This window comes from Streptomyces sp. UC4497 (assembly GCF_054871485.1).
Genome location: NZ_JBTYHB010000003.1, coordinates 49387 through 75903, shown reverse-complemented (window position 1 = coordinate 75903; position 26517 = coordinate 49387). Strand labels below are relative to the sequence as shown.

Below are 26517 nucleotides of genomic sequence, written 5' to 3'. Positions count from 1 at the left end.
ACACCTACACCGTCGCCTGGTCGCTGTCGCGGAACTCGCCCCAGCCGTGCCAGCGGTCGATCTCCATGACCGCCGTGAACCGGGCCCGGTCACGCTCCGGGTAGGGGCCGCCCGCGTAATGGGTCGAGATCCGGTCGATGTCGGCGAGGCCCTTGTCCTCGCGGATCTCGACGGCTCGGCCGATGAGGGTGATGTGGGTGTACCAGCTGTCCTTGTCGAGGACGGTGAGGGTGAGCCGCGGGTCGCGGCGCAGGTGCCCGAGGCGGACGCGCCCCTCGTCCATGTTCAGCAGCACCCGGCCGTCCTCCCAGAGGTACCAGGTCGCCGCGGACACGGGCGACCCGTCCTTGCGGAGCGTGGCGACGGTGGCCGGGTTCGCTTGCTCGAGCATGGCGACGGCTTCAGCGGACAACGGGGGCTTGGACACGGTTCCTCCTGATACGTCGAGGGTTACTCGGTCGACCATAGTGACGTGCGCCGCCGACGGCGACGGGTGGGCAAATCCAGCCCCGCCGGCGTTTGAGGCGCGGGGTCCGGGGCAGAGCCCCGCGACGTAGGACCGGTCGACCGCAACAGCCCCCGCCTAAAGCAACCGCAGAAGCGCATGCAACGCCGGATTGTCATTCGCCTTTCGCCACACCAGATGCAACTCGACCGGCCTCGCATCCGACAGCTCCAGCGGCCGAAACGCGATACCGGGAAACCGCATCTGCGCCGCCGACTCGGGCACGAAGGCGATGCCCCACCCGGCATGGACCATGGCGAGCAGACTGTGCACCTGGCTGAGGTACTGCGTGAACCGCGGCCGCACCCGCGCCTCACGGAAGATGCTGACCAGCAGTTCGTGGAAGTACCGGGCCTCGATCGGCGAGTACATGAGCACGTCCTGCCCGTCGAACTCGCCCATCGGCAGCGGCCCTTCACCCTCGGCGAGCGGATGCGCGCTCGGCACCGCGGCGAGCAGCCCCTCGCGGGTGGTCGACCGGGTCTCCAGGTCGGGGCCCGTGCTGGAGGGGCGGATCATGCCGAGGTCGAGGGAGCCCTCGGTGAGGGCCTCCAGCTGGTCGCGGGTCACCTTCTCGCGGAGCACGATCTCCGTACCCGGCATGGAGCTCCGGGCGACGTCGAGCAGCGGGCCGAGCGCGGAGTAGGCGCTCGCCGCGGTGAAGCCGACGGCGATGGCGCCCGCCTCACCCGTGGACACCTGCCGCGCGGCGAGCGTGGCCGCCTCGGCCTGCCGCAGGATCGTGCGCGCCTCGTTGAGGAAGGCGCGGCCGGCGGGGGTGAGCCGGACGGTGCGGTTGGTGCGGTCGAGGAGCTGCACGTCCAACTCGTGCTCGAGGAGCTGGATCTGCCGGCTGAGCGGGGGCTGTGTCATCCGCAGCCGTTCGGCGGCCCGCGTGAAGTGCAGTTCCTCCGCGACGGCCACGAAGCTCGACAGCTGCGCAAGCGTGAACAACGATGCCCTCCAGGTATTGGATCATCCAAAAACTATGTTTGACGTGGATCAATCGCCGACCTTAGCGTCAACAGGAACCAACGGCTCACACCCCCAGGGATTCGCAGTGGTGACCAGCACGTCCACAGCCAGTTCAGCCGCCTCCCGTCAGGGCGAGGCGACCATCGACACCATCGCCTGGATCAAGCTCTCCTCCGTCACGCTGCCCCTCGCGACGCCGATCAGCGACGCCAAGGTGCTCACCGGTCGCCAGAAGCCGATGACCGAGGTCGCCTTCCTGTTCGCGGAGATCGAGACCACCGAGGGCCACTCCGGCATCGGCTTCGGCTACTCCAAGCGGGCCGGCGGCCCCGCCCAGTTCGCACACGCCAAGGAGATCGCCGACAACCTGATCGGCGAGGACCCGAGCGACATCGGCCGCCTGTGGACGAAGCTGGTGTGGGCCGGCGCCTCCGTCGGCCGCAGCGGCGTCGCCACGCAGGCGATCGCCGCGATCGACATCGCCCTGTGGGACCTCAAGGCCAAGCGGGCCGGGCTTCCGCTCGCCAAGCTGCTCGGCGCCCACCGCGACTCGGTGCAGTGCTACAACACCTCCGGCGGCTTCCTGCACACGCCGACCGACCAGGTCCTCGACAACGCCACCGCCTCCCTGGCCAGCGGCATCGGCGGCATCAAGATCAAGGTCGGCAATCCGGACCGCAAGGCCGACCTCGCCCGGCTGACCGCCGTACGCGAGCACATCGGCGACGACGTCCCGCTGATGGTCGACGCCAACCAGCAGTGGGACCGGCCGACCGCCCAGCGCATGGGCCGGGCCATGGAGGAGTTCGACCTCGTCTGGATCGAGGAGCCGCTCGACGCCTACGACGCGCAGGGCCACGCCGCGCTGGCCGCCTCGCTCGACACCTCCGTCGCCACCGGCGAGATGCTCGCGTCGGTCGCCGAGCACGTCGAGCTGATCAAGGCGAACGCCTGCGACGTCATCCAGCCCGACGCTCCGCGCATCGGCGGCATCACCCAGTTCCTCAAGCTGGCGACCCTCGCCGAGCACAACAACCTTCAGCTGGCCCCGCACTTCGCGATGGAGATCCACCTCCACCTCGCCGCGGCCTACCCGATCGAGCCGTGGGTGGAGCACTTCGACTGGCTGGAGCCGCTGTTCAACGAGCGCCTGGCGATCAGCGACGGCCGCATGCACCTGTCGTCCCGCCCGGGTCTCGGCATCACCCTCAGCGAGCAGGCCCGCGCCTGGACCGTCGCGACGCACGAGGTGGGCGCCCGCCCGTAACCCGCTCCTCCCCGCCCTCTGGCGCGGGCCCCGCTGACGGACAGCGCGGGGCCCGCGCCAGAGTCATGTCCGAATCACCCCCTCGATACCGACCAGGTATCACTGGATGCAAAAACAGTGTTGGACGGGCATGAGTGACGCCTCGTAATGTCGTACTCACACCACCTCTTCACCGTCCCCCAGCGTTCAGCAGGAGCAGACCACCCATGTCGTCCTTCACCCCGTCAGAGCTCGGCGCCCGCATCGGCTCGGGCCTGCTCTCCTTCCCGGTCACCCACTTCAAGGCCGAGGACCTCGCGTTCGACGAGCAGGCCTACCGCGCCAACATCGAGCGCCTGGCCGAGCACGAGGTCGGCGGTCTGTTCGCCGCGGGCGGCACCGGCGAGTTCTTCTCGCTGACCGCCGCCGAGACGGAGCAGGTGGTGACCGCGGCCGTGCAGGCGGCGCCCGAGGGCACCCCGATCCTCGCCCCGGCCGGGTACGGCACGCGGACCGCGATCGAGTACGCACAGGCGGCCGAACGCGCGGGCGCCGACGGCCTGTTGCTCTTCCCGCCGTACCTGACGGAGGCCTCGCAGGACGGCCTGGCCGAGCACGTCGAGGCGGTCTGCAAGGCCACGAACCTCGGCGTCATCGCCTACGGCCGGGCCAACGCCAAGTACAGCGCGGACACCCTGGCCCGCGTCGCCGAGTCCTGCCCGAACCTGATCGGCTACAAGGACGGCGTCGGCGACATCGACGCCATGACCCGCATCTACACCCGCCTCGGCGACCGCTTCACCTACGTCGGCGGGCTGCCCACGGCGGAGATGTTCGCGCTCCCGTACCTCGAACTCGGCGTCACCACCTACTCGTCGGCGATCTTCAACTTCCTGCCGGAGTTCGCCCTCGACTTCTACGCCGCCGTCCGCGGCCGGGACCACGCCACCGTCCTCAAGCACCTGCGCGACTTCGTGCTCCCGTACACGGAGCTCCGCAACCGCAAGGCCGGGTACGCGGTCAGTATCGTCAAGGCGGGCATGACGGCGACGGGCCACACGGCGGGGCCGGTCCGCCCGCCCCTCACGGACCTGACGGAGTCTGAACTGGCCGAGCTGAGCGCTCTGATCAAGCGGGTGTGAGGCACCTTCGCCGCCACGTCACGGGGCTCCGCCCCGAACCCCGCTGCTCAATCGCCGCAGGGGCTTGATGGTCGGATCCGCCCCAGATCCCGCGCCGCCTGGTCCAAAAGCGAACGCATCGCGGCCTCCGCCGCGTCCGCGTCCCGCGCGCGGACCGCGTCGAGGACGGCGCGGTGGCTGGGGACCGGGTCCTTGGGGTGGCGGCCCGTGCCGTGGACGAGGCGGTCGCGGTGGGCGAGGCCCGCGGCGATCACCAGGTCCATGCGTTCCAGCAGTTCGTTGTGGGAGGCCCGGAGCAGGGCGCCGTGGAAGGCGAGGTCCGCCTCGACCGCGCGGGCCGCGCCGCCCTCGCCCGACTCCCCCATCGCCTCCAACGCGGCGTCGAGGGCGGTGAGATCGGTCTCCGTGCGGCGGCTCGCCGCGAGCCGGACCGCGGCCGGCTCGACGATGCCGCGCACCTCGTCCAGGTCGCCGAGCAGCGGATTGCCCGCGCCCGCCGCGAGGCCGCCGTCCAGCGACTCGAACTGCCAGCGCAGCACGTCCGCGTCGAGCAGATGCCAGTCCGCGCGGGGCCGCACGAAGGTGCCGCGCTTCTGCCGGGCGTCGACCATGCCCTTCGCCGCGAGCACCTTCAGGGACTCCCGCAACGCGGTGAGGCTGACACCGAGTTCGTCCTGGAGCGCGCCGAGGTCGAGGGTCGCGCCCTCCCCGATCCGGCCGCTCAGCACCCGGTGCGCGATGGTCTCCACGGTCTGCCCGTGCACTCCGCGGCGCGCGTACCCCGCCATGTCCTACCTGCTGTTCTCTCGACGTCTCCGGCCCGCCAAGTATCGCCGGGGCGGCGGGAGTTCACCCCACGTTCGGCGTCCGTTCACGCCGAGGACTTCATCACGCTCCACCCGCCGTCGACCACCAGGCTCGTCCCGGTCACGTACGAGGCCTCGGGCGAGGCGAGGAACGCGATCGCCGACGCCACCTCGTCGGGACTGCCGAAGCGGCGGGCCGCTGTCCCCGCAACGCTCGCCGCCCGCTCCTCCTCGGGCACCCGGTCCCACACCCCGGTCAGGATCGGCCCCGGCAGGACCGTGTTGACCCGCACCGAGGGGCCGTATTCCACGGCGAGTTGGCTGCTGAGCGACAGCAGGCCGCCCTTGGCCGCCGCGTACGCCGGGTGGCCCGGGATGCCGTGCCGCGCGTGCACGGACGAGACCAGGACGACCGCCCCCTGCTGCTCGCGCAGGTCGTCGAGGCAGGTCCGCACGCCGAGGAACGCCGCCGTGAGCCCGATGGTCAGCTGACGGTTCCAGGACTCGGGCGAGGTCTCGTGCGCCGGGGCGACCTCGATCTTCACGGCATTGCTCACCAGCACCCCGACGGGCCTGAAGGCGTGCGCGGCGGCCAGCGCCTCCCGCCAGGCCTCCTCGCGCGCGACGTCGGCGGGCACGAACGCCGCCCGGCCACCGTCCCGTTCGATCTCCTTGGCGACCTCGGACCCGTGCCGCTCGTCGATGTCGGCGAGCACCACGGCGGCGCCCTCCGCGGCGAGCCGCCGCGCGGTGGCGGCGCCGATGCCCGCGGCGGCTCCGGTCACGATGGCGGTGCGCCCGGCGAAGCGATCGGTGGCGCGCGGGGATGTCATGGGCTGCCTCCTGGGTCCGGTGACCTGCGAACATGATCGTCAACTGTTCGGCTGGTCAAGGGGGTTGACCCCCTTGACCCTCGCTCATATATTCCGCCACGTTAATTCCTAATTAATGGATTGAACAGGGCCGTGGGGCCCGACGGATCGAGTGAGGTGCGATGCTCCACTTCGGCGCCGACTACAACCCCGAGCAGTGGCCCGAAGAGGTCTGGGCCGAGGACACCCGGCTGATGAAGGAGGCCGGGGTCACCATGGTCACGGCCGGGATCTTCTCCTGGGCCAAGGTCGAACCCCGGCCCGGTGCCTACGACTTCGACTGGTTCGACCGCGTCATGGACAACCTCGCCGACGCGGGGATCCGGGTCTGCCTGGCCACCATGACCGCGTCGCCACCCCCGTGGCTCTCGCGCCTTCACCCGGAGATCCTCCCGGAGACCGAGGACGGCCGGCGCAAGTGGCCCGGCGGCCGCCAGCACTACTGCCCCTCCAGCCCGGTCTACCGCGAGCACGCCACCCGCCTCGTCGAGCGCCTCGCGACCCGCTACGCCGACCACCCCGCTCTGGACACCTGGCACATCGGCAACGAGTACGGCTGCCACACCCGCCAGTGCTACTGCGACGTGTCCGCCGCCGACTTCCGCCGCTGGCTGCGCGAGCGCTACGGATCCGTCGACGCGCTCAACGAGGCCTGGTCCACGGCCTTCTGGTCGCAGCGCTACGACGGCTTCGACGAGGTCCTGCCGCCTCGCCTCGCCCCCACGTTCGCCAACCCGGCCCAGCAGCTGGACTACTGGCGCTTCAGCGACGACGCGCTGCGCCAGTGCTACCTCGCCGAGCAGGCCGTGCTGCGCCGCGTCACGCCGGGCGTGCCGATCACCACGAACCTGATGCCGAACCACAAGCCGGTCGACGCCTTCGCCTGGTCCGAGCACATGGACGTGATGTCGCTCGACCACTACCAGGACCCGTACGAGGACGCTCCGCACCTCACCGCCGCGTACAACTTCGACCTGATGCGCTCGGCGCGTGGCGGACAGCCGTGGCTGCTCCTGGAGCAGGCGGCCGGCGCGGTCAACTGGCGGCCCCGCAACAGCCCGAAGCAGCCCGGCCGGATGCGCCTGTGGAGCTGGCAGGCCGTCGCGCAGGGAGCCGACGCGGTCCTCTACTTCCAGTGGCGCCAGTCGCGCGGCGGCGCCGAGAAGTACCACTCGGCGATGGTCCCGCACGCCGGGACCAACACGCGGATCTTCCGCGAAGTGTCCTACCTGGGGCGCGAGTTGGCGTCCGTCCCCGAGATCGCCGGGACCCGCTCGACCGCCGACGCCGCGCTCCTCACCGACTGGAACAGCTGGTGGGCCCTCGAGCTGGACTCGCACCCCTCCACGGCGCTCAACCAGTCCGAGATCAACCTCGCCCACCACCGCGCCCTGTTCGACGCGGGTGTGCCGTGCGACATCGTCCCGCCGGACCGCGACCTCTCCTCGTACAAGCTCGTCGTCGTGCCGAACCTGTACCTGCTCAGCCAGGAGAACGCCGAGCGGCTCACGGCGTACGTCGAGGGCGGTGGACACCTCGTCGTGTCCTTCTTCTCCGGCATCGTCGACGACTGCGACCGGGTCGAACTCGGCGGGTATCCCGCCCACTTGAGGCGCCTGCTCGGCATCCGCACGGAGGAGTTCTGGCCGCTGGACGAGGACCAACACCTGACGCTGAGCGGCGAGTTGTCCGGCCGCGCCGACCTGTGGTCCGAGGCCATCGACCTGGAGGGCGCCGAAGCCGTCGCCGTCTACGAGGACGGTGAGCTCGCGGGCCGCCCCGCCGTCACCCGCCACACGTACGGCGAAGGCACCGCCTGGTACCTCGGCACCCGCCTCGAACCGACCGCGCTGCGCGCCCTGTTGGACCGGGTGCGGGCGGAGGCCGGGGTGACACCCGTACTGCCGGACCTGCCCGAGCAGGTGCAGGCCACCGTCCGCGAAGGCGCGGCCGGCCGCTTCCTGTTCCTGCTCAACCATGGCAAGAGCGAGGCCGAGGTCTCCCTGCCGACCCCCATGCGAGACCGCCTCACCGCCGAGCCGGAGCCCACCACCAGCGTGTCCCTACCGGCGTACGGCGTCGCCGTGCTCCAGGCCCAGACGTTGCACTGACAAGGAGGTCAGATGCCCCAACCACCCACCCGCCGAAAGGTCCTCACGTGGGCCGCCGCCGCAACCGCGGCCCCCGCCCTCGCGGCCTGTGGCGAATCCGCCGGCGCCGCCCGCATGACGAAGGACCACGGCCGCAAGCCGGGCCAGAAGGTCACCCTCAGGCTCTGGACCTGGGTGCCCCTGCAGAAAGCGGTCGCGCTGTGGAACAAGCGCAACCCGGACATCCAGGTCGTCGCGCAGATGGTGCCCGCCAACACCTCCGGCGGCTACCAGAAGATGCACGCCGCCGTGAAGGCCGGCAATCCGCCGGACCTCGCCCAGGTCGAGTACTACGCGCTGCCCGAGTTCATGCTGGAGGGCGGCCTGACGAACCTGAGCGAGTACGGCGCGGACAAGCTCAAGGACAGTTACGTCGACTGGCAGTGGAAGCAGGGCGTCTTCGCCGGCGGCACGTACGCGATCCCGCAGGCCTCGGGCCCCATGGGCCTCTTCTACCGCAAGGACCTCCTGGAGAAGTGGGACATCGAGGCCCCCCAAACCTGGGACGAGTACCGCGCCGCCGCGAAGAAGGCCAAGAAGCAGGGCTCGTACATCACCGCCTTTCCGCCCTCCAACGCCCAGTGGTTCGCCAGCTTCCCCTGGCAGCGCGGCGCGCACTGGGTGCGCACCGAGGGTGACACCTGGATCGTCGACCTGACATCCCCGGAGTCCCTCGAGGTCGCCGACTACTGGGACGGACTCGTCCGCGACCGCTTCGTGCTCCAGACGCAGGACGCGCAGAGCGCCTTCTACAAGGCCCTGCAGACAGGCGAGTTGGCGACCTGGCCGGGCGCGCAGTGGTACGACGCGCTGATCCGCGGCAACGCCCCGCGCACCAAGGGCAAGTGGGCGGTGTCCGAACTGCCGCAGTGGGAGGCGGGCGCGCACGCCTCCTCCAACTGGGGCGGCTCCTCCACCGCCGTCCTCCAGGGCTCCCAGCACCCGGTCGAGGCGCTGAAGGTGGCGCACTGGCTGAACACGAATCCGGACAGCATGAAGCTGCTGATCGAGGCCGGATACGGGTGGCCCGCCGCCAAGATCGACCTGCCGAAGACGCCGCTCGGCAAGTCGGACCCGTTCTTCGGCGGCCAGCGCTACAACGAGGTCTTCCAGGTCTCCGACCGCAATGTCGACACGTCCTGGCGGTACGCGCCGACCACCACGCAGTCCTTCACGCACATCCAGGACAACCTGGCGCTGGCCCTCGCGGGCAAGGGCTCGTTCGTGGACGCGCTGAAGGACGCGCAGACCAAGTTCGTCGACGACCTCAAGGCCAAGGGACTCAAGGCGAGGAGCGCACGATGAGGAGCGCACGATGACGACATCATCCGTGAAGTCCGCGCAGCCCGGCGCCGACGGCTCCGCGCGCCCGCCCGCACCCCCGAAGGCCACCGGCCGCCGCCGCACCCGCCGCGCCAGGCCCGACCGCAAGGCGTGGCTGTTCCTCGGCCCGTTCCTCGCGGTCTATCTGTTCGCGATGATCATCCCGGTGTTCTACGCGATCTACCAGAGCCTGCTGAAGGTCGAGCGTTCGGGACCGCTCGGGCTCGGCGCCCCCAAGGTCGTCTTCGGCGGCCTCGACAACTACGCCGTCGCGCTCCAGCAGGACGCCTTCCTGGAGGGCTTCGGCCGGGTACTGCTCTTCGGGATCGTGCAGGTCCCGGTGATGCTGCTGCTCTCGCTCGTCCTCGCGCTGCTGCTCGACCAGATATCCGACCGCTGGGCCGGCCTGATGCGGGCGACGTACTTCCTCCCGTACGGCATCCCCGGTGTCATCGCGACGATCCTATGGGGCTTCCTGTACGTACCCGGCATCAGCCCGATCACCGAGATGCTCGGTGACCTGGGCTTCCAGGTGGACTTCCTCGGCCCCGACAACGTGCTGTGGTCGATCGCGAACATCGTGATCTGGGAGTTCGCCGGCTACAACATGCTGATCATCGTCGCCCAGCTGAAGTCCGTCCCGCAGGAGCTGTACGAGGCGGCGAGGATCGACGGGGCGGGTCCCTGGCAGATCGCGCTGCGCCTCAAGATCCCGCTCGTCCGCCCGGCCCTCATCCTCACCTGCGTGTTCTCCATCATCGGCACGATGCAGCTGTTCGCAGAGCCGCTGGTCCTGAAGAAGATCGCGCCGGCCGTCACCCCCGACTACACGCCGAACCTCAGCGCGTACTTCGACGCCTTCTCCAACGCCAACATCTATGTGGCGGCGGCCAAGTCCGTGATCCTCGCGGTGGTCGCGATGGTCCTGTCCTTCGGCTTCCTGAGCCTCGTCACCCGCAAGCAAAGGAGCGAGCGGTGAGCGCCGTCGACGTCAAGACTCCCCCCGCCACACCCGTGACACCGGCGCGCAGGCCACGGCGCCTCACGCCGGGCCGGATCGTGCTGGTCGCGGTCCTCACGATCGCCGCGATCTACTTCCTCGTCCCCGTGTACTGGCTGATCGTCGCCACGACGAAGAACAACGACAGCCTCTACGGCTCCTTCGGCTTCTGGTTCGACAACCCGCAGCTGCTGCACAACCTGGGCAACGTCTTCGCGTACGACCGGCACATCTATCTCCAGTGGGCGCTGAACTCCCTGCTGTACGCGGGGGTGGGCGCGGTGCTCGCCACGCTGTTCTCGGCGGCGGCAGGATTCGCCCTCGCGAAGTACCAATTCCGCGGCCGCGAGGCGGTGTTCAAGTTCGTCCTCGCGGGCGTGCTGCTCCCGTCGACGGCCCTGGCGCTCCCCCTGTACCTGCTCTTCAGCAAGCTGCACCTGACGGACACGTACTGGGCGGTCCTGATCCCCAGCATCGTCTCGCCCTTCGGCGTCTACCTGTGCCGGATCTACGCGGAGGCATCCATCCCCGACTCCGTCCTGGAGGCGGCGCGGGTGGACGGCGCGGGCGAGGAGCGGATCTTCGCGACGCTGGTCCTTCGCATCATGACTCCGGCGCTGGTCACGGTCTTCCTCTTCCAGTTCGTGCACATCTGGAACAACTACTTCCTGCCGTTGGTGATGCTCTCCGACGACCGGAAGTACCCGATCACGCTCGGCCTGGTCACCTGGCAGCAGGCCGCCGACCGGGTCCCGGAGCTGACGCAGTACACCATCGGCGGCGCCTTCGTCTCCGTCATCCCGCTGGCCTTCGCGATGCTCGTCCTCCAGCGCTTCTGGCGGACGGGTCTGACCGAGGGCAGCGTCAAGGAGTAGGAACACGGACACCGCCACCCAGCAAGGGAGCAACTGGCTTGAAAATCACCCGAGTCGAGACCTTCGCCGTCCCGCCGCGCTGGCTGATGTGCCGGATCGAGACGGACGACGGTCTCGTCGGCTGGGGCGAGCCCGTGGTGGAGGGCCGCGCGGACACCGTCCGCACGGCCGTCCACGAACTCGCCGACCAGTTCCTCGTCGGCGCGGACCCACTCCGCGTAGAGGACCACTGGCAGCTGATGACCAAGGGCTCGTTCTACCGGGGCGGCCCGGTCCTCTCCAGCGCCGTCGCGGGCCTCGACCAGGCGCTGTGGGACATCGCGGGCCAGGCGTACGACGCGCCCGTGCACCAGCTCCTGGGCGGTCCCGTACGCGAGCGGGTGCGCGCCTACTGCTGGGTGGGCGGCGACGAGCCGGCCGAGCTGCGCGACCAGATCGCCGAGCAGTCGGCGGCCGGTTTCACGGCGGTGAAGATGAACGGTTCGGGCCGCACCGACCGCCTGCCGACGGTCGCCGACCTCGACGCGATGGCGTCCCGCGCCTCGGTGGCCCGCGAAGTCCTGGGCCCTGAAGGCGACTTCGCGGTCGACCTCCACGGCCGGTTCACGGTGGCGGGCGCGGTCCGCGCGGCGGCGGCCCTCGAACCGTACGGCCCGATGTTCATCGAGGAACCGGTCCTGCCCGAGTACACCCACCGCATCGGCCGGGTCGTGGAGTCGACGACGACACCGATCGCGACGGGCGAGCGCCTGTACTCCCGTACGGAGGTGCTCCCGGCGCTCCAGTCGGGGGTGGCGGTCGTCCAGCCGGACCTCTCGCACGCGGGCGGCATCTCGGAGTCCCGGCGCATCGCCTCGCTCGCCGAGACCTTCGACGCACTGGTCGCCCCGCACTGCCCACTCGGCCCGATCGCCCTGGCGGCCAGCCTCCAACTCGCCTTCTGCACCCCCAACTTCCTCATCCAGGAACAGTCCATCGGCATCCACTACAACAACGGCTCCGAACTCCTCGACTACGTGGCGGACCCCGAGGTCTTCCGCTTCCACGAGGGCCACTTCTCCCGCCCCACCCTGCCGGGCCTCGGCATCCGCATCGACGAGAAGGCGGTCCGCGCGGCGGACGGCTCGGCGGTGAGCTGGCACAACCCGGTGTGGCGGCACGGGGACGGGTCGTTCGCGGAGTGGTGATGCGCGCGGAGTGGTGACGTCCGCCACAGTCTCCGCTCACCCCTGTGACCAGCATGCGGACAAGTGGACGAATACCTTCCGGTGGCTGCCTACGATTCCGTGACACACCTGTCACCCGCAGCAGACCAGCACACCAGCACCCCCGGAAGGCCCCCGTGAGCTCCACTTCCTCCCTGCCCTCACCCACGCCGGCGGAGGCGGCGTCCGGACCCGTGCCGATCCGGTCCGCGGCCGACGTCTCCGATCTGGTCAACTCCGGCACGGCGCGCGGCAAGCACGCCCGGATGATCGTGATCATCGCGCTCGGCGGCATCTTCCTCGACGCGTACGATCTCAGCTCGCTCGCGTACGGGCTGCCGGACATCACGAAGCAGTTCGGCCTCAGCTCCACGATGGCCGGCGTGGTCACCGCGTCGATCAGTGTCGGCTCGCTGATCGGCGCGCTCGTCGGCGGCTGGCTCGTGGACCGAATAGGCCGCTACCGGGTCTTCATGGCCAACATGCTGTTCTTCGTCGTCACCGCGTTGGTGTGTGCGGTCGCGCAGGACGCGTGGACGCTGATCGGCGCCCGCTTCGTGATGGGCATCGGCGTCGGCATGGACATCCCGGTCGCCATCGCGTTCCTCGCCGAGTTCTCCCGGCTGCGCGGCAAGGGCAGCAAGGGCTCGCGCACCGCTGCCTGGTCGCCCGCCTGGTACGCGGCGACCAGCGGCTGCTACCTGGTCATCATGGCGCTGTACTTCCTGCTGCCCGACGCCCACCTGGGCTGGCTGTGGCGCTTCACCGTCGGCTTCGGCGCGATCCCCGCGCTCGTCGTCCTGCTGCTGCGCCGCCGCTACATGAACGAGTCCCCGACCTGGGCCGCCGACCAGGGCGACCTGGAGGGCGCGGCGAGCATCCTGCGGCAGTCGTACGGTGTGGAGGCCTACGTCCCGGACGACGTGCAGGGCAAGACCGAGCGCCCGCAGCGGCCCGGGCTCGCCTCCTACGCGCGGCTGTTCAAGGGCCCGTACCGCACCCGCACCATCCAGTCGGTGGCCGTCGGGCTCGCGGAGACCTTCGGCTACAACGCGGTCGCGTTCGGCCTGCCGATCATCATCGCCACGCTCATGACGCAGGGCCCGCTGACCACGATCGCGTCGTCCTTCACCCTGAACCTCGTCTTCGCGCTGACCGGCGGACTGCTCGGCATCCGCTGGGCGTCGACGAAGGGTGCCTGGCCGATGATGTCGCTCGGCTTCGCGATCCAGCTGGTCGCCATCACGGTGCTCGCGCTCATCGGACAGCCGTCGGGCACGGCCGTCGTGACGGCGGGCATCCTGATGCTCGGCGCGTTCATGTTCGCCCAGGGATTCGGCCCGGGCGCACACATCATGAGCTACGCCTCGCTGGGCTTCCCCACCTCCATGCGCGGCGTCAGCATCGGCTTCAACCAGGCGGTGCTGCGCCTCGGTTCGACGCTGACACTGTTCTTCTTCCCGATCCTCAGCACCGGCCTCGGGACCGGCGTGTACTGGGTGATTCTCGGGGCGCCCGTCCTCGGCCTGATCGCGCTGCTCGTGAAGCGCTGGGAGCCGGTGGGCTTCGACGCGGACGCCGAGGAGCGGGAGCTCAGTCTCCGGTCGACCTGAGGGGGACCGCGCCCACGCTGTGGCCGCGCCGGTCGAGGAGTCGGCCGGCGTGCTTCAGCGTGCGCAGCACCACCGCGCGCTCCGTGATGCGCAGGCCGAGGTCGGCGAGGCGGCGGTTGAGGAGGGCCTCCGTGGTGTGCACCTCGGCCAGCGTGCGCAGCCAGATGTCCAGGATGAGGTTGTGGGTGCCCGCGGTGATGCTGCACATGCGCAGACCCGGCAGGGTGCGCAGTGCCTGCACGGCGGGGTCGAGGTTCTCGGCGGGCACGGACCCGAAGTAGACGGCCGACACGGGGAATTCGGTGAGCGGGCGGGCCAGCGTGCAGCGCAGCGAGAGCCGCCCGCCCGCGGTCAGCGCGCGCAGCCTGCGCCGGACCGTGGCGGTACTCGCCCCTGTGGCCCGGGCCAGGCCCGACAGCGGCATCCGCCCGTCCGTGCCGAGCGCGTGCGCGATGCGCCGGTCGATGGGACGTATCGGCTCGTCGGGGACCGGGCTCTCGGCGTCCGCGTGCTCGGGCCGCAGCACCGCGCGCTGGCTCGGCGTGAGGCTCCGCAGCCGCCACTGCGCGCCCTCGAAGGGCACCGCCGTGATGACATGGATCCGGGTGCCGCGCACGCCGGGCAGCCGGGAGATCCGCTCCCCGGTGTACCGGGCGAGGTCGTCGAACGACGAGGCGCCCACGATGGCCAGCAGATCGCGCCCGCCGGACGTCTGCTTGAGGCTGAGCATCCGGGAGTCCGCGGCGAGCGAGGTCAGCACGTCCTCCGGCAGATGCCCGCCGGTGTCGATCTCGACCTGCGCGTACACCGACCCCTCGTCGCGGTCGAGCGCCAGATACCCGTCGACCCAGGCGGCCCCGGTCCGCGCGAGCCGCTCCCAGCGCCGGGCGGCGGTGACCGGGTCGATGTCGAGGGCCTCGCCGATGAGTGTCCACGGGGCGCGGGTGTTGACCTGAAGGGCGTGCACGAGCGCGAGATCGAGCTCGTCGATCCGGGCGCGCTCCGCCGCAGAAGGTTCTGAATGCTGCGTGCTCACGGTGGCCGAAATCCTGCACAGATAGGTGCACCAGGTCAGGTTCCTGCGATTTTACGTGTTCGTCATCGCCAAATCCGACAGTGTTCGCTCATGAGTTCCCAACAGCTTTCCTCGCTCCGCATCACCAACACCCGCCTCATCGACGGCACCGGCGCCGCGCCCGTCGAGAACGCCACGCTCGTCGTCGACGCCGAGGGCCTCATCTCCTACGCGGGGCCCGCCGCGACGGCGCCGGACGCCCGGCCAGGCGTACACACCATCGACGCCGGAGGCCGGGCCCTGCTCCCCGGCTTCATCGACACCCACGTCCACCTCGGTGTCGAGTCCGCCCGCCAGATGGTGCGCCGCTACGAGCAGGACACCACGGTCGAGGTGTTCCGCACCGCGCAGCGGCTGCGCGCCACCCTCGACGCGGGTGTCACCACGGTCCGCGACCTGGGCGGCCTGCCCGCCGGCTACCGCACGGCCGTGGCCCAGGGCCTCACCACGGGACCGCGCATCCACACGGCGGTCCGCATCCTCAGCCACACCGGCGGCCACGCCGACTTCGCCACCGAGTGCGGCTTCGACCCGAGCTCCGGGATGGGCGAGATCGCCGACACCCCGGACGAGGTGCGGCTCGCCGTCCGCAAGCTGCTGCGCGCGGGCGCCGATGTCATCAAGGTGTGTGCCACGGGCGGCATGTCGAGCCCCTACGACCACCCCGACGACGAGGGCCTGACCGAGGACGAGATCCGTACCGTCGTCGAGGAGCTGGCCCGGCACGGCGGCCGCCCGGTCGCCGCGCACGCACAGGGCACCGCGGGCATCCTCAACGCCATCCGCGGCGGCGTCACCAGCGTCGAGCACGGCTACGGCATGTCGGCGCAGGCACGTGAACTCGCGGGCGAGCGGGGCACGTTCGTCGTCCCGACGCTCTCCACGGTCTTCGACGGCATCGACAAGGCCACGATGGAGCCGTACCACTACGAGAAGAAGGTCCGCTGGTCCGGAATCACCAAGGAGAACATCTCCGCGGCGATCGCCGAAGGCGTGAAGATCGCCATGGGCACGGACGCGGCGATGGTCCCGCACGGCCGCAACCTGCGCGAGCTCACCCACCTCGTGGCCCTCGGCATGACACCGCTGCAGGCGATCACCACGGGCACCCGCTCCGCCGCCGAACTCCTCGGCCTGGACGCCGAGATCGGCACGTTGGAGGCGGGCAAGCGGGCCGACCTGGTGCTGTGCGAGGGCGATCCGCTCTCCGACATCGCGCTGCTCGCCGACCCGGCGAACGTCGTCCTCGTCGCGCAGGGCGGCACACTCCACAAGAACGGACTCGGGACATGACGACACAGGCGCCGGCGCCCGAGACGGCCCCCACGAGACGGGGGTTCATCGACAAGGCCATGTCCGGCATCGAGCGGGTGGGCAACAAGCTGCCCCACCCGGCCCTCCTCTTCCTCGGTCTGTTCGTCCTCGTGGGCGCCGCCTCCACGGCGCTCGCGGCGGCGGGCGCGACGGTGCGGATACCCGGCGAGGACAAGACGGTCGCGGTACAGGGGGTGTTCACCGGGGACGGCGTGGTCTGGCTCCTGGAGAACTTCATCCCCAACTTCACTGGCTTCCCGTCGCTCGGCACGGTGCTGCTGATGATGGCGGCGGTGGGCGTGGCGGAGCGCACCGGCCTGCTGGAGACGGTGGTCCGCGCCTCGATCTCCCGCGCCCCCGGGTGGCTCCTGCCCTACCTGGTCGCCTTCGTGGCGGCGCAGGCACACCTCATGAGCGACGTGGCGATCCTGGTGATCCCGCCGCTGGCCGCGCTGGTGTTCAAGAACGCGGGCCGCAACCCGGTCGCGGGCCTGATCGGCGGCTTCGCCTGCGTGTGCGCGGGGTACGCGGCGGGCTTCACGATCGGCGCCCTCGACGCGCTCTACACGGGCATCACCCATCAGGCCGCGCAGGTCCTCCCGCAGGGCGGGGACGCCCCGACGCACATCCTGATCAACTACTTCTACACGGCCTCCGCGAGCGTCGTCCTCGCCCTCATCGGCGGCTTCCTCATCTCGCGGGTCCTGGAGCCGCGACTGCCGCAGCCGACCGCGGACGGCTCCCAGACAGACGGAGAAGTCACCACGGGCGAAGTGACCACAGAGGTCACCGAGCTTCAACGCCGCGGCATGCTCCGCGCCGGACTCGCGGTCCTCGCCTACGCCGCCGTGGTCATCACCTGCTGGCTGCTGCCCGGCTCCCCGCTGCGCGGCGAAGGCGGGGCGCTGGTCCCCTCCCCGGTCCTGGACGGCATCGTCCCGCTGCTCTTCGTGGCGTTCCTGCTGGCCGGCGCGGTCTACGGCCGTACGGTCAAGGCGGTCACGCGCTTCGAGGACGTGCCGCGCATGATGGCCGACGCGATCACGGGCATGTCCGCGTACATCGTGCTCATCCTGGTCATCGCTCAGGTCATCGGCGTCTTCGACTGGACGAACCTGGGCACGCTGCTGGCCGTGAAGGGTGCGGCGCTGCTCGAATCGGTGGGCCTGACGGGCTACTTGGGCCTGGTGGCCTTCGTCCTGCTGGTGTGCGTACTGAACCTGTTCATCACGTCGGGCTCGGCGCTGTGGTCCTTGGTGGCCCCCGTCTTCGTACCGGCCTTCATGCTCCTGCACATGGAACCGGCGGTCACCCAGGCGGCGTTCCGCATCGGTGACTCGGCCACCCAGATGATCACGCCGCTGAACCCCTACGTCTTCCTGCTCCTGACGGTCCTCAAGCGGTACGAGCCGGAGGCCCAACTGGGCTCCCTGCTCTCGCGGTTGTCGGTGTTCGTGGTGCCGTTCCTCGTGGCGTGGCTGGCCGTGCTCGGCATCTTCTACGGCTTCGACATACCGCTGGGACCGGGGGCCTCTATCAGCACACCCCGACCTGCGCACATTTTCTACACTTTCTCGTTACTGCACACGCACATGTCATATGCTCGCGGGGCTCCACTGGAACCACTGAGGGGGGAACCTCATGCGTTACCGCTACGCCCTGCCCGCCGTCTTCGCCGCCGCCGCGCTCGCCGCGACCGTGTCTCCCGCGCAGGCCGCCGAGTACTCCTCGGCCCTGAAGATCAGGGGCGTTCAGTACGACGCCCCCGGCACCGACTCCAACCGGTGCTCGGGCGGCAACACCAAGAGCGAGTACGTGACCATCAAGAACTACTCGCGCACCGCGACGGTCAACCTCAAGGGGTACGTCGTGAAGGACGCCACGGGGAACCGCTTCAAGTTCACCGCGAGCCACTCCCTGCAGCCCGGTGACTACGTCAAGCTGCGCGGCGGCAACGGCAGCGACTCCGACGCGAACAACGTCGTCTACCGCGACAACTGCAACTTCATGTGGAACAACGACAAGGACACCATCTACCTGTACAAGCCCTCGGGCTCCCGCTCCGACGTCCACTCGTACACCAAGTCGGCGAACGACCGGGACCGCAACGGATACATAGCGTTCCACGGCTGACCGGGCCGCTGACCGGACCCGGGCAACCGGCGCATCGGATGTCACCCGCCCACCGGTTGGGAAACCGGTGGGCGGGGTGTCTTGCGGCTACTGCGCGTACGTCTCCAGCTCCGCCACCTGAGGTGTCGCGCTCGCGCTGGTGATCTCGAGCGTGAGCTTCTTCAGCGAGGTCGCGGGGAAGGAGGCGACACCCGCCCCGGTGCCGGAGGTCAGCACCGCGCCGGTGTCACCGTTGATGACTCGCCAGGCCTTGACCCGGCCCGTGGCTCCCGCCGTCTCCCGGATGTTGGCCTTGGAGACCGAGGTGGCCGTGCCCCACTTGACCGAGACCGAGCCGGTCGTGCCGCTCGGCGACCAGTAGGTGGTCATGCTGCCGTCGCGTACGTTGCCGTAGCTGGTGCCGTCCGCCTTGCTGGATCCGTCCGCGCCGGCGCCGAGGCTCAGGTTGGTGCCCGAGGGCTGCGTGGGCGTCGGCGTGGGATCCGTGGGTGTGGGCGTGGGGTCGGTGGGTGTCGGGGTCGGCGTGGGTGTCTGCGTCGAGCAGCTGCCGTCCGACACCTTCATGCCCTTGTTGGCGCCCGCCGTCTCGCCCACGACACCCGGCACGCAGGACGCGGCGTCGAGCTTGTAGGAGTACGGGATCGAGACCGTGGTGTTCGACGTCGGGTTCGGTCCGGCCGGCTTGTAGTCGCTCGCGGCGCCCGACCAGGTCACGTTGTCGAAGGTGTTGCCGCTGACCTGCCAGTACCCGGCGGCGGTCGTGTAGAACGTGCCGAGGACGTCCTTCGAGTTCTTGAAGTAGTTGTTGTCGACCTTGGCCTTGGCGCCCGCGCGGGAGTTGATGCCCGACTCGTTGAGGCTCACGTAGTAGTTGTTGTACATGTGCGCCGTGCCGCCGCGGAGCAGGGGTGCGCGGGAGTCGATGTTCTCGTACAGGTTGTGGTGGAACGTGACGTAGCCGTTGGAGAGTTCGGTCTCGCTGGAGCCGATGAGGCCGCCACGGCCCGAGTTGCGCAGTGTGCTGTACGAGAGGGTGACGTACTGGGTGTTGTCCTTCATGTCGAAGAGGCCGTCGTAGCCCTCCGACTCGCCGCCCGATGCGAGCAGGTTCGTGTGGTCCACCCAGACGTTGCGGACGTCGCTCTCCATGCCGATGGCGTCGCCGCCGTTGGAGGTGGGCGAGCCGGACTTCTTGACGTTCTGGACCGTCACGTTCTGGATGATGATGTTGCTCGACTCGCGGATGTGGATGCCGAGTTGGTCGAAGACCGCGCCGTTTCCGACGCCCACGAGCGTGACGTTGCTGATCTGCTTGAGCTCGATGACACCGTCGGCCGTGTTGCAGCTGTCGCCCGACACCTTGCTGGTGTTGCCGTGGTTGATCGTGCCCTCGACCTCGATGGTGATCGGGGTGCTGTCGCTCGCGCGGTTGCACAGCGCGGCGTGGATCTGGGTCCCGGTGGTGGCCCGCACGGTCGCTCCGCCCGCGCCTCCGGTGGTCCCGCCGTTCTGCGTGGCGTAGCCGGTGGCGGAGCCGGTCACGGCGGCCGAGGCCTCGGTCGTCGACAGCGTCATCGCGGCGGCTCCCGCGAGGGCGAGCGCGCCGATTCCGGCGGTGAGGCGGAGCGCGACGGGTCTGGGTAACTTCATCGTCGTGGTTCCCTTCCGGTGCAGTGCGGTGCAGTGCGATGCGGTGCGATGCGGTGCGTTGCGTTGCAAAACAGCGCAGTGCGGTGCACTGATTCAGGTGCTCTGGGCATGCCGGTGCAACCGGTGTGGCGACCGGCACTGAGAGGGGGAAAGCGCTTTCTGCGCGGGACAATAGAGTGCCGCCGGATCCGGTGGCAAGGCCCCGCGCACCGCTTGTGACTCAACTTCCCCCGACCCGCCTCCACTTGGCGGGCGGGCACGGTCACCCGCTGCCCGCGACCTCCACCCGCACCCCGCGTGCCTCGAACGCCCTGACCTGCTCCGCCGGGGCCGACGCGTCGGTCACCAGGGTCCAGCCCTCCTTCAGCGCCGCCCACGCGTGGAACGGGGCGCGGCCCAACTTGCTGCCGTGGGCGAGAACGTAGACGTGGTCGGCCCGGCGGGCCATGAGCTCCTTGAGGCGGGTCTGGCGCAGATCCGCCTCGCAGATCCCGCGGTCGACGGTGACGCCGTCGGCGCCGAGGAAGACGCGATCAAACGACATCCGTTCCAGGGCGGCCTCAGTGAGCGGGCCCACGAATCCCTGGCTGAGCGGGCGCAGCGTGCCGCCGAGGCATTCGACGTGCACGCCCTCCGCGTCGGCGAGCGCGTGCAGCGCGGTCAGGCCCGTCGTCGCGATGGTCAACTCCTTGATGGCGCGCAGCTCATGGGCGAGCGCGCCGACCGTCGTACCGGCGTCGAGGAGCAGCGTCTCGCCGGGCTCCACCGTGCGCGCCGCCCACTGCGCGATGGCGCGCTTCTCGTCGTACGCCTCCCCGGTGCGCTGCCGCAGCGAGGCCTCGGGGTGCGCGGACAGGGCCATCGCGCCGCCGTACGTACGGGCGAGGCGGCCCTCCGCGGTGAGGCGGGCGAGGTCGCGACGGATGGTGGAGGGGGTGACCTCGAAGAGCTGGGAGAGTTCCTCGACGTTGGCGAGTCCCGTGGTGGTGGCCAGGTCGACGATGCGGTCCCGGCGGGCACGGGAGCCCTGCGCCTGGGAGGTGGGCGGCTGGGAGCTCGGTGACGACATCTGGTCGGTCCTCTACGGTGCGGCGGCGGTCAACGGCGGTGCAGGGGAAGGCGGTTCGAGCCGCAGCGAAGGGCGCTTCGGACCGCCGGGGCGGAAGGCGGTTCGGTCCGCCGGGGCGTCCGGGCCCGTCTTCTACGACGCTGTGGCCATCTCGGCCGCCTGGCGAAGGGCCTCGACCATGCTACCGGCCTCGGCCTTGCCGGTTCCCGCGATGTCGAACGCGGTGCCGTGGTCGACGGAGGTGCGGATCACGGGCAGGCCCACGGTCAGGTTCACGCCGGCCTCGATGCCGAGGACCTTCACGGGGCCGTGTCCCTGGTCGTGGTACATCGCCACGATGAGGTCGTAATCGCCGCGCGAGGCGAGGAAGAAGGCGGTGTCGGCGGGGAGCGGGCCGCGCGCGTCCACGCCCGCGGCCTTCAGCTTCTCCAGGGCCGGTTCGATCTTCTCGGCCTCCTCGCCGTAGCCGAACAGGCCGTTCTCGCCCGCGTGCGGGTTGATGCCGCAGACGCCGATGACGGGATTCGGGGTCCCGGCGCGGACCATCGCCTCGTGGCCGCGGCGCACGGTGCGCTCGACGAGGCCCGGCTCGATGCGGTTGACCGCGTCGATGAGGCCGATGTGTGTGGTCACGTGGATGACCTTGACCTTCTCCGTGGACAGCATCATCGACACCTCTTCGGTGCCGGTGAGGTGTGCCAGGAGTTCGGTGTGTCCGGGGTAGATGTGTCCGGCGGCATGCAGGGCCTCCTTGTTGAGGGGGGCCGTGCAGATGCCCTGGACGTCTCCCGCGAGCGCGAGTTCGGCGGCGCGCTTCACGAACTCGTACGCCGCGTTGCCCGCCACCTCGGAGAGCGTGCCCCAGGGCAGATCGGCGGGGAGCAGGGCGAGGTCGACGACGTTCACGCGGCCGGGCGTGAAGACGGCGTCGCGGGGGTGGTCGACCGCGGCCACCTCGCACTCCAGGTTCAGGATGCGGGCCGCCTCGCGCAGCCGCGCCGCGTCGCCGATGACGACGGGGCGGCAGCGGCCGAGGACCGCCTCGTCGAGCAGCGCGGCGACGACGACCTCGGGGCCGACGCCGGCGCCGTCGCCCATCGTGACGGCGATGAGCGGGAGCTGGGGCAGGTCGGGGCTCATGGGTGACTCCTGGGGAGAAGGTGGGTGGGGTGCGCGGCGGCGGGTTCAGCCCGCTGCCGGGGTGGCTGCCAGGTGCGGGCGCAGGGCCGTCGCGATGCGGAGGAGCGAGTCCTCGGCGCCGTAGCTGCCGGGGCGGGTCACGACGCTGCGGCCGTCGGGGGTGCGGGAGTGGACGGCGCCGTGGTGGATTTCGTCGACCGGCTCCAACTCCCGTACGCCCAGGGCGTCCAGCGTGGCCCGTGCGGTCTCGCCGCCGGTGAGGACGAGGTCGGGGCGGCCGGGCCAGGCGGTGGCGAGCGCGGCGAGGGCGGCGCTGAGCGCGCGTCCGCCGCCGGGATGGATACCCGCCGAGCCGTCGATGGACAGGACGGTGTCCACCGGCGCGGCGTCTGCCCGCACCTCCACCGCACCGGCCATCAACTCCGCTGGTTCGATGGGCAGATGGCGTATGCCTCGTGCCGTGAGGTGCTCGATCTGCCGCACCACCCCCGGTTCCGCCGTCCCCGCCACCACGAGCAGCGGGGCGGCGGCACGCGCGGGCGACGGTACGGGGGCGGGCACGGTGGGCCGCGCGAGCGCCCGGCCGAGCGCGCCCGCCAAGCCTCCGCTGCCGAGCAGCCGGAGGCCGGGACCCACGCGCAGGGTTGCCGCCACGACGGCGTCGAGGTCGGCGTCGGTCTCGGCGTCCGGGGCGGGATGGGCACCGGAGGCCACCACGCTCTTCAGCTCGGCTTCGAGGCGCGGGAGTCCGGAGCGAACGACCTCCAACGGGATCGTCCGCACCGGCAGCCCCGAGAACGCCTCCGCCACCGACCTCGGAGGCGTTGCGCGTTCCGCGCGCCAGCCGCTCGTTTCGTGCAGCGGCACCCCGTCCACGTGCACGACGCCGCCCGCCACGGTGCGCCGGGCGGCGGGCAGTGCGGGCGCGATGACGAGAGCCTCGGCGCCCTCGGCGTACGCCACCGCCTCAGCGGAGACGTTGCCGCGCAGCTGGGAGTCGATCTTCTTGTAGAGCAGTCCATACGCACCGGACCTCCCGGAGCCCGGAGCGCCGGGGCCTTCGGATCCCAGGACCGAGCGCACGGCATCTGCCGCATCGGCAGGCGGCAGATGCCGCGTGTTCAGGTCCACGACGAGGTCGTGCGCACCGGCCGCCGCACCGCCGGTCGGCGCGGTGAGGCACAGGCGCACCGGGCCGCCCAGCGCACGGGCGACCTCGGCCGCGCCGGACAGGTCGTCCGCGAGCGCGAGCACTGCGAGGAGCGGGGGCGACGAAGCCACAGAATCGAACCTCCTTGGGAACGCCCGGTGTTGGGCGGCCCGCCCGGATCATGGCACAGGTTGCGCGATCTGCGCGAGACCTCTTGCGCAGATCACGCAGCCGTGCGAGCGTTCCGATGTCCGCGCCGCCGCCCCTGCGGGCAACCGCGCCACCGCCGCCCCCGTGGGCATCGGACCGCCGCCCCTGTGGGCAATCGGGCCGCCCCAGAGGGGCGGTACGGGTGGGCACAGGGGCGGCCCCCGGCGCGGGCAGCACCCCGCTCCGACCCCCACCCCGGCACCGCCCACCCGCACCGCACCGCGCCACACGCTCCCCCGGAAGGACCCCCACCGTGACCCCCGGCATCCAACTCCCGCACACCCCCGCCCCGTTGTCCCGCCTCGTCCTCGGCACCATGACCTTCGGCGACACCGCGGACCGCGCGACGGCCGCCGCGATGCTGGACGCCGCCCTCGACGCGGGCATCACGGGCGTGGACACCGCCAACGGCTACGCGGGCGGCGAGAGCGAGCGCATCCTCGCCGAACTGCTGCCGGGACGCCGCGACAAGGTGGTGCTCGCGACGAAGGCCGGCATCCCGCACCCCGACCAGGGCGAGCACGCGCCGCTGTCCGCCGAGGGCCTGCGCGCCGCGCTCGACGGCAGCCTCCGGCGCCTCGGCACGGATCACGTGGACCTCTTCTACCTGCACCAGCCGGACCGTGCGACGCCGCTCACCGAAACCCTCGCGACCGTCGCCGAGTTCGTGAAGGACGGCAAGGTGCGCGCGCTCGGTGTCTCCAACTACGCAGCCTGGCAGATCGCCGAGCTGAACCGCGTGGCCGACGAGGTGAGCGCCCCGCGCCCGGTCGTCGCGCAGCAGCTGCACAACCTGCTCGCGCGCCGCATCGAGGAGGAGTACGTCGAGTTCGCCGCGGAGACCGGGCTGCACACCATGGTCTACAACCCGCTCGGCGGCGGCCTGCTCACCGGTCGGCACACCTTCGAACAGGCCCCGGAGGGCGGCCGGTTCGGCGACTCGAAGGTCGCGGCGATGTACCGGGAGCGGTACTGGAACGAGGACCTGTTCCGCGCGGTCGGCGACCTGACCCGGATCGCGTCCGACGCGGGCCTCCCGCTCACCGACCTCTCCCTGCGCTGGCTGCTCTCCCGCCCCTCCACCGATGCCCTGCTGCTCGGCGGCTCCAAGGTCGACCACCTCAAGGCCAATATCGCGGCGGCGGCTCAAGGCCCGCTTTCGGAGGACGTGTTGACCGCCTGCGACGAGGTCGGCGCCCGGCTGCGCGGCCCGATGCCCGCGTACAACCGCTGACCCGCGCCCCCTTCTCACCTCCCCCCCCCGCCCTTTCCCTTCGTACCTCTCTTACTGGAGACACCCATGGCCCCCGGTCGCACCTCCGCCGAGTTCACCGCCGCCCTGCGAGGCCGCGAACAGCTCATCGGCTACTGGTCGTTGCTCGACTCCCCCGTCGCCGCCGAGCGACTCGCCCGCATCGGCTACGACTACCTGGCCTTCGACGCCCAGCACGGCCTCTTCGGCTACCAGGGCATGCTGAACAACCTCCTCGCCACCGACACCAAGGGCTCCACTGCCGTCGGCATGGTGCGCGTCGAGGCCAACGACCTCACGTACATCGGCAAGGCCCTCGACGCGGGCGCGACCGCCGTCATCGTGCCGCTGATCGACACCGCGCAGGACGCCGCCGACGCCGTGGCCGCCGTGCGCTATCCGCCGCTCGGCCGCCGCAGCTACGGACCGATGCGCGCCCAGCTCCGCGTCGGCCCGAACCCGGCCGACACCCACGACGCCACCGCCGTCCTCGCGATGATCGAGACGGCGGACGGGCTCGCCAACGTAGAAGAGATCTGCTCGACTCCCGGACTCGACGGCATCTACGTCGGCCCCTCCGACCTGCGCCTCGCCATCGGCGGCGCGACGTCCTCCGACCCGTCCGTGCAGGACGAGTTCGAGCAGGCCCTGATCCGCGTACGGAAGGCGGCGGAGGACGCGGGCATCGCCGCCGGCATCCACAACGCCGACGGCGCGAGCGCGGCCCGCCGCCTCGCGGAGGGCTTCACGTTCGCCACGGTGGCCGCCGACGTCGTGCACCTCCAGCAGATCGCCACGTCCCACCTGGACGCGGCCCGCGGCGGCGCGCACTGATGCCGACGACGCTCATCACCACACCCACCTTCGCCCGGCACTCGCCCCGCCCCTGGGACATCCTGGAGTCGGCGGGCGCGGGTCCGCTGCGCCCGCGCGAGGACGCGGCGCTGCCGAACGCCGAGCTGCTGAAGTACGCCGCCGAGGTGGACGCCCTGATCGTCGGCATGGACCCGATCACCGCCGAAGTCATGGACGTTGCCCCACAGTTGAAGGTGATCGCCAAGCACGGCGTGGGGGTCGACACCATCGACCTGGACGCCGCCCGCGAGCGCGGCATCCCCGTGGTGTGCGCGCCCGGCAGCAACTCCCGTGCCGTCGCCGAGTACACCTTCGGCCTGCTGCTGTCCGCGGCACGCTCGCTCACCGCCTCCCACGTCGCGGTGTCACAGGGCGGCTGGCCGAAGCTGTTCGGCCCCGAGCTGCACGGCAGGACGCTGGGCATCGTCGGCTTCGGCCGGATCGGTCGGCTGCTCGCCGGATACGCGCGGGCCTTCGGCATGTCGGTCCTGGCCCACGACCCGTACGTACCGGACGACACCATCCGCTCACTCGACGTCGAACCGGCGGGCCTGGACGCCCTGTTGGCGCGCGCCGACGCCATCAGCCTGCACACCCCGCCGGACCCGTCCGGCGCCCCGCTCCTCGACCGGTCCCGACTGGAGTCCATGAAGCGCGGCGCCCTCCTGGTCAACGCCGCGCGCGGCGGCCTGATCGACGAGACGGCACTCGCCGAACTGCTGGGCACCGACCACCTCGGCGCGGCCGCCCTCGACGCGTTCACCACGGAACCGCTGCCCGCCGACCACCCCTTGCGCGCGGCGCCCCGCACCCTCCTGACCTCGCACATGGCGGCCTGCACCCCCGAGGCGAACCAGACGATGGGCGCGATGGTCGCGGAGGACGTGGTGCGCGTCCTCGCCGGCGAGCCGGCGCACCACCAGGCCACCTGAAGCACCCGATCTACCGAGCCCAGCG

Annotated in this window: 22 protein-coding genes and 1 pseudogene; 14 read left to right on the top strand and 9 right to left on the bottom strand. The window is 70.8% G+C overall.

Annotated features, from left to right (window positions below; translation table 11 throughout):
- Positions 1–4 precede the first annotated feature (4 nt).
- On the bottom strand, positions 5–427 hold the full coding sequence (locus ACYSUO_RS05410; protein WP_461774831.1) for a PPOX class F420-dependent oxidoreductase: 423 nt from the start codon (positions 425–427) through the stop codon (positions 5–7).
- A 156-nt stretch (positions 428–583) separates the two neighbouring features.
- Positions 584–1459, bottom strand: a complete 876-nt coding sequence (locus ACYSUO_RS05405) for a LysR substrate-binding domain-containing protein (protein ID WP_461774830.1) — start codon at positions 1457–1459, stop codon at positions 584–586.
- 109 nt (positions 1460–1568) lie between these two features.
- Between ACYSUO_RS05405 and ACYSUO_RS05400 the strand changes: the two genes are divergently transcribed.
- Together ACYSUO_RS05400 and kdgD are read left to right on the top strand one after the other, a co-directional pair.
- Positions 1569–2747, top strand: coding sequence for an L-talarate/galactarate dehydratase (locus tag ACYSUO_RS05400; protein ID WP_461774829.1), 1179 nt, complete (start codon positions 1569–1571; stop codon positions 2745–2747).
- A gap of 206 nt (positions 2748–2953) precedes the next feature.
- The gene (kdgD, locus tag ACYSUO_RS05395) at positions 2954–3868 is read left to right on the top strand and encodes a 5-dehydro-4-deoxyglucarate dehydratase (RefSeq protein ID WP_461774828.1); all 915 of its coding nucleotides are present in this window, start codon (positions 2954–2956) and stop codon (positions 3866–3868) included.
- 47 nt (positions 3869–3915) lie between these two features.
- On the opposite strand, the gene ACYSUO_RS05390 is transcribed toward kdgD, so the two are convergent.
- Positions 3916–4656 carry a FadR/GntR family transcriptional regulator gene (locus ACYSUO_RS05390; protein ID WP_461774827.1) on the bottom strand — a complete coding sequence of 247 codons (741 nt, stop codon included), beginning with the start codon at positions 4654–4656 and terminating at the stop codon, positions 3916–3918.
- A gap of 83 nt (positions 4657–4739) precedes the next feature.
- Positions 4740–5507 carry an SDR family NAD(P)-dependent oxidoreductase gene (locus tag ACYSUO_RS05385; RefSeq protein ID WP_461774826.1) on the bottom strand — a complete coding sequence of 256 codons (768 nt, stop codon included), beginning with the start codon at positions 5505–5507 and terminating at the stop codon, positions 4740–4742.
- Between the two features lie 161 nt (positions 5508–5668).
- Between ACYSUO_RS05385 and ACYSUO_RS05380 the strand changes: the two genes are divergently transcribed.
- From ACYSUO_RS05380 to ACYSUO_RS05355, 6 genes are all read left to right on the top strand, one after another.
- The gene (locus ACYSUO_RS05380; protein WP_461774825.1) at positions 5669–7657 is read left to right on the top strand and encodes a beta-galactosidase; all 1989 of its coding nucleotides are present in this window, start codon (positions 5669–5671) and stop codon (positions 7655–7657) included.
- Between the two features lie 12 nt (positions 7658–7669).
- Positions 7670–9001, top strand: a complete 1332-nt coding sequence (locus ACYSUO_RS05375; RefSeq protein WP_461774824.1) for an ABC transporter substrate-binding protein — start codon at positions 7670–7672, stop codon at positions 8999–9001.
- Positions 9002–9011: 10 nt separating this feature from the next.
- Positions 9012–9998 carry a carbohydrate ABC transporter permease gene (locus tag ACYSUO_RS05370; RefSeq protein ID WP_461774823.1) on the top strand — a complete coding sequence of 329 codons (987 nt, stop codon included), beginning with the start codon at positions 9012–9014 and terminating at the stop codon, positions 9996–9998.
- Positions 9995–10894, top strand: a complete 900-nt coding sequence (locus ACYSUO_RS05365) for a carbohydrate ABC transporter permease (protein WP_461774822.1) — start codon at positions 9995–9997, stop codon at positions 10892–10894. The genes ACYSUO_RS05370 and ACYSUO_RS05365 overlap by 4 nt, the downstream gene beginning before the upstream one ends.
- Positions 10895–10932: 38 nt before the next feature.
- The gene (gene dgoD, locus ACYSUO_RS05360) at positions 10933–12081 is read left to right on the top strand and encodes a galactonate dehydratase (protein ID WP_461774821.1); all 1149 of its coding nucleotides are present in this window, start codon (positions 10933–10935) and stop codon (positions 12079–12081) included.
- 155 nt (positions 12082–12236) lie between these two features.
- Complete coding sequence (locus tag ACYSUO_RS05355; RefSeq protein ID WP_461774820.1) at positions 12237–13712, top strand: MFS transporter; 1476 nt, start codon at positions 12237–12239, stop codon at positions 13710–13712.
- Here the strand turns inward: ACYSUO_RS05355 and ACYSUO_RS05350 are convergent.
- Positions 13693–14748 (bottom strand): Lrp/AsnC family transcriptional regulator, encoded by a 1056-nt coding sequence (locus ACYSUO_RS05350; RefSeq protein ID WP_461774819.1) that lies wholly within the window; start codon positions 14746–14748, stop codon positions 13693–13695. The genes ACYSUO_RS05355 and ACYSUO_RS05350 overlap by 20 nt on opposite strands.
- Before the next feature lie 90 nt (positions 14749–14838).
- On the opposite strand from ACYSUO_RS05350, the gene ACYSUO_RS05345 reads away from it, so the two are divergent.
- The 3 genes and pseudogenes from ACYSUO_RS05345 to ACYSUO_RS05335 all read left to right on the top strand — a co-directional run bounded on the left by ACYSUO_RS05345 (position 14839) and on the right by ACYSUO_RS05335 (position 18234).
- Positions 14839–16080 carry a metal-dependent hydrolase family protein gene (locus tag ACYSUO_RS05345; RefSeq protein ID WP_461774818.1) on the top strand — a complete coding sequence of 414 codons (1242 nt, stop codon included), beginning with the start codon at positions 14839–14841 and terminating at the stop codon, positions 16078–16080.
- Positions 16077–17639, top strand: a pseudogene (locus tag ACYSUO_RS05340) (AbgT family transporter); the annotation flags it as partial. The gene ACYSUO_RS05345 and the pseudogene ACYSUO_RS05340, both read left to right, overlap by 4 nt.
- A gap of 103 nt (positions 17640–17742) precedes the next feature.
- A complete protein-coding gene (locus ACYSUO_RS05335; protein WP_461774817.1) occupies positions 17743–18234 on the top strand; it encodes a lamin tail domain-containing protein in 492 nt (163 codons plus the stop codon).
- A gap of 87 nt (positions 18235–18321) precedes the next feature.
- On the opposite strand, the gene ACYSUO_RS05330 is transcribed toward ACYSUO_RS05335, so the two are convergent.
- From ACYSUO_RS05330 to ACYSUO_RS05315, 4 genes are all read right to left on the bottom strand, one after another.
- Complete coding sequence (locus ACYSUO_RS05330) at positions 18322–19884, bottom strand: pectate lyase family protein (protein ID WP_461774816.1); 1563 nt, start codon at positions 19882–19884, stop codon at positions 18322–18324.
- Positions 19885–20146: 262 nt separating this feature from the next.
- The gene (locus tag ACYSUO_RS05325) at positions 20147–20953 is read right to left on the bottom strand and encodes a DeoR/GlpR family DNA-binding transcription regulator (RefSeq protein WP_461774815.1); all 807 of its coding nucleotides are present in this window, start codon (positions 20951–20953) and stop codon (positions 20147–20149) included.
- Positions 20954–21085: 132 nt separating this feature from the next.
- The gene (gene pdxA, locus ACYSUO_RS05320; RefSeq protein ID WP_461774814.1) at positions 21086–22093 is read right to left on the bottom strand and encodes a 4-hydroxythreonine-4-phosphate dehydrogenase PdxA; all 1008 of its coding nucleotides are present in this window, start codon (positions 22091–22093) and stop codon (positions 21086–21088) included.
- 45 nt (positions 22094–22138) lie between these two features.
- Positions 22139–23374 carry a four-carbon acid sugar kinase family protein gene (locus ACYSUO_RS05315; RefSeq protein WP_461774813.1) on the bottom strand — a complete coding sequence of 412 codons (1236 nt, stop codon included), beginning with the start codon at positions 23372–23374 and terminating at the stop codon, positions 22139–22141.
- 332 nt (positions 23375–23706) lie between these two features.
- Between ACYSUO_RS05315 and ACYSUO_RS05310 the strand changes: the two genes are divergently transcribed.
- The 3 genes from ACYSUO_RS05310 to ACYSUO_RS05300 all read left to right on the top strand — a co-directional run bounded on the left by ACYSUO_RS05310 (position 23707) and on the right by ACYSUO_RS05300 (position 26492).
- Positions 23707–24687, top strand: coding sequence for an aldo/keto reductase (locus ACYSUO_RS05310; RefSeq protein ID WP_461774812.1), 981 nt, complete (start codon positions 23707–23709; stop codon positions 24685–24687).
- Positions 24688–24753: 66 nt separating this feature from the next.
- The gene (locus ACYSUO_RS05305; protein WP_461774811.1) at positions 24754–25539 is read left to right on the top strand and encodes an HpcH/HpaI aldolase family protein; all 786 of its coding nucleotides are present in this window, start codon (positions 24754–24756) and stop codon (positions 25537–25539) included.
- Positions 25539–26492: a phosphoglycerate dehydrogenase gene (locus tag ACYSUO_RS05300; RefSeq protein ID WP_461774810.1), complete on the top strand. Its 954-nt coding sequence runs from the start codon at positions 25539–25541 to the stop codon at positions 26490–26492. The genes ACYSUO_RS05305 and ACYSUO_RS05300 overlap by 1 nt, the downstream gene beginning before the upstream one ends.
- The last annotated feature ends 25 nt before the right edge of the window (positions 26493–26517 follow it).

Bases quoted from the DNA above. Each gene is read 5' to 3' on its own strand.
- kdgD (WP_461774828.1), top strand. From the start codon at position 2,954: ATGTCGTCCTTCACCCCGTCAGAGCTCGGCGCCCGCATCGGCTCGGGC.
- ACYSUO_RS05390 (WP_461774827.1), bottom strand. From the start codon at position 4,656: ATGGCGGGGTACGCGCGCCGCGGAGTGCACGGGCAGACCGTGGAGACC.
- ACYSUO_RS05385 (WP_461774826.1), bottom strand. From the start codon at position 5,507: ATGACATCCCCGCGCGCCACCGATCGCTTCGCCGGGCGCACCGCCATC.
- ACYSUO_RS05380 (WP_461774825.1), top strand. From the start codon at position 5,669: ATGCTCCACTTCGGCGCCGACTACAACCCCGAGCAGTGGCCCGAAGAG.
- ACYSUO_RS05375 (WP_461774824.1), top strand. From the start codon at position 7,670: ATGCCCCAACCACCCACCCGCCGAAAGGTCCTCACGTGGGCCGCCGCC.
- ACYSUO_RS05370 (WP_461774823.1), top strand. From the start codon at position 9,012: ATGACGACATCATCCGTGAAGTCCGCGCAGCCCGGCGCCGACGGCTCC.
- ACYSUO_RS05345 (WP_461774818.1), top strand. From the start codon at position 14,839: ATGAGTTCCCAACAGCTTTCCTCGCTCCGCATCACCAACACCCGCCTC.
- ACYSUO_RS05335 (WP_461774817.1), top strand. From the start codon at position 17,743: ATGCGTTACCGCTACGCCCTGCCCGCCGTCTTCGCCGCCGCCGCGCTC.
- ACYSUO_RS05330 (WP_461774816.1), bottom strand. From the start codon at position 19,884: ATGAAGTTACCCAGACCCGTCGCGCTCCGCCTCACCGCCGGAATCGGC.
- ACYSUO_RS05325 (WP_461774815.1), bottom strand. From the start codon at position 20,953: ATGTCGTCACCGAGCTCCCAGCCGCCCACCTCCCAGGCGCAGGGCTCC.
- pdxA (WP_461774814.1), bottom strand. From the start codon at position 22,093: ATGAGCCCCGACCTGCCCCAGCTCCCGCTCATCGCCGTCACGATGGGC.
- ACYSUO_RS05305 (WP_461774811.1), top strand. From the start codon at position 24,754: ATGGCCCCCGGTCGCACCTCCGCCGAGTTCACCGCCGCCCTGCGAGGC.
- ACYSUO_RS05300 (WP_461774810.1), top strand. From the start codon at position 25,539: ATGCCGACGACGCTCATCACCACACCCACCTTCGCCCGGCACTCGCCC.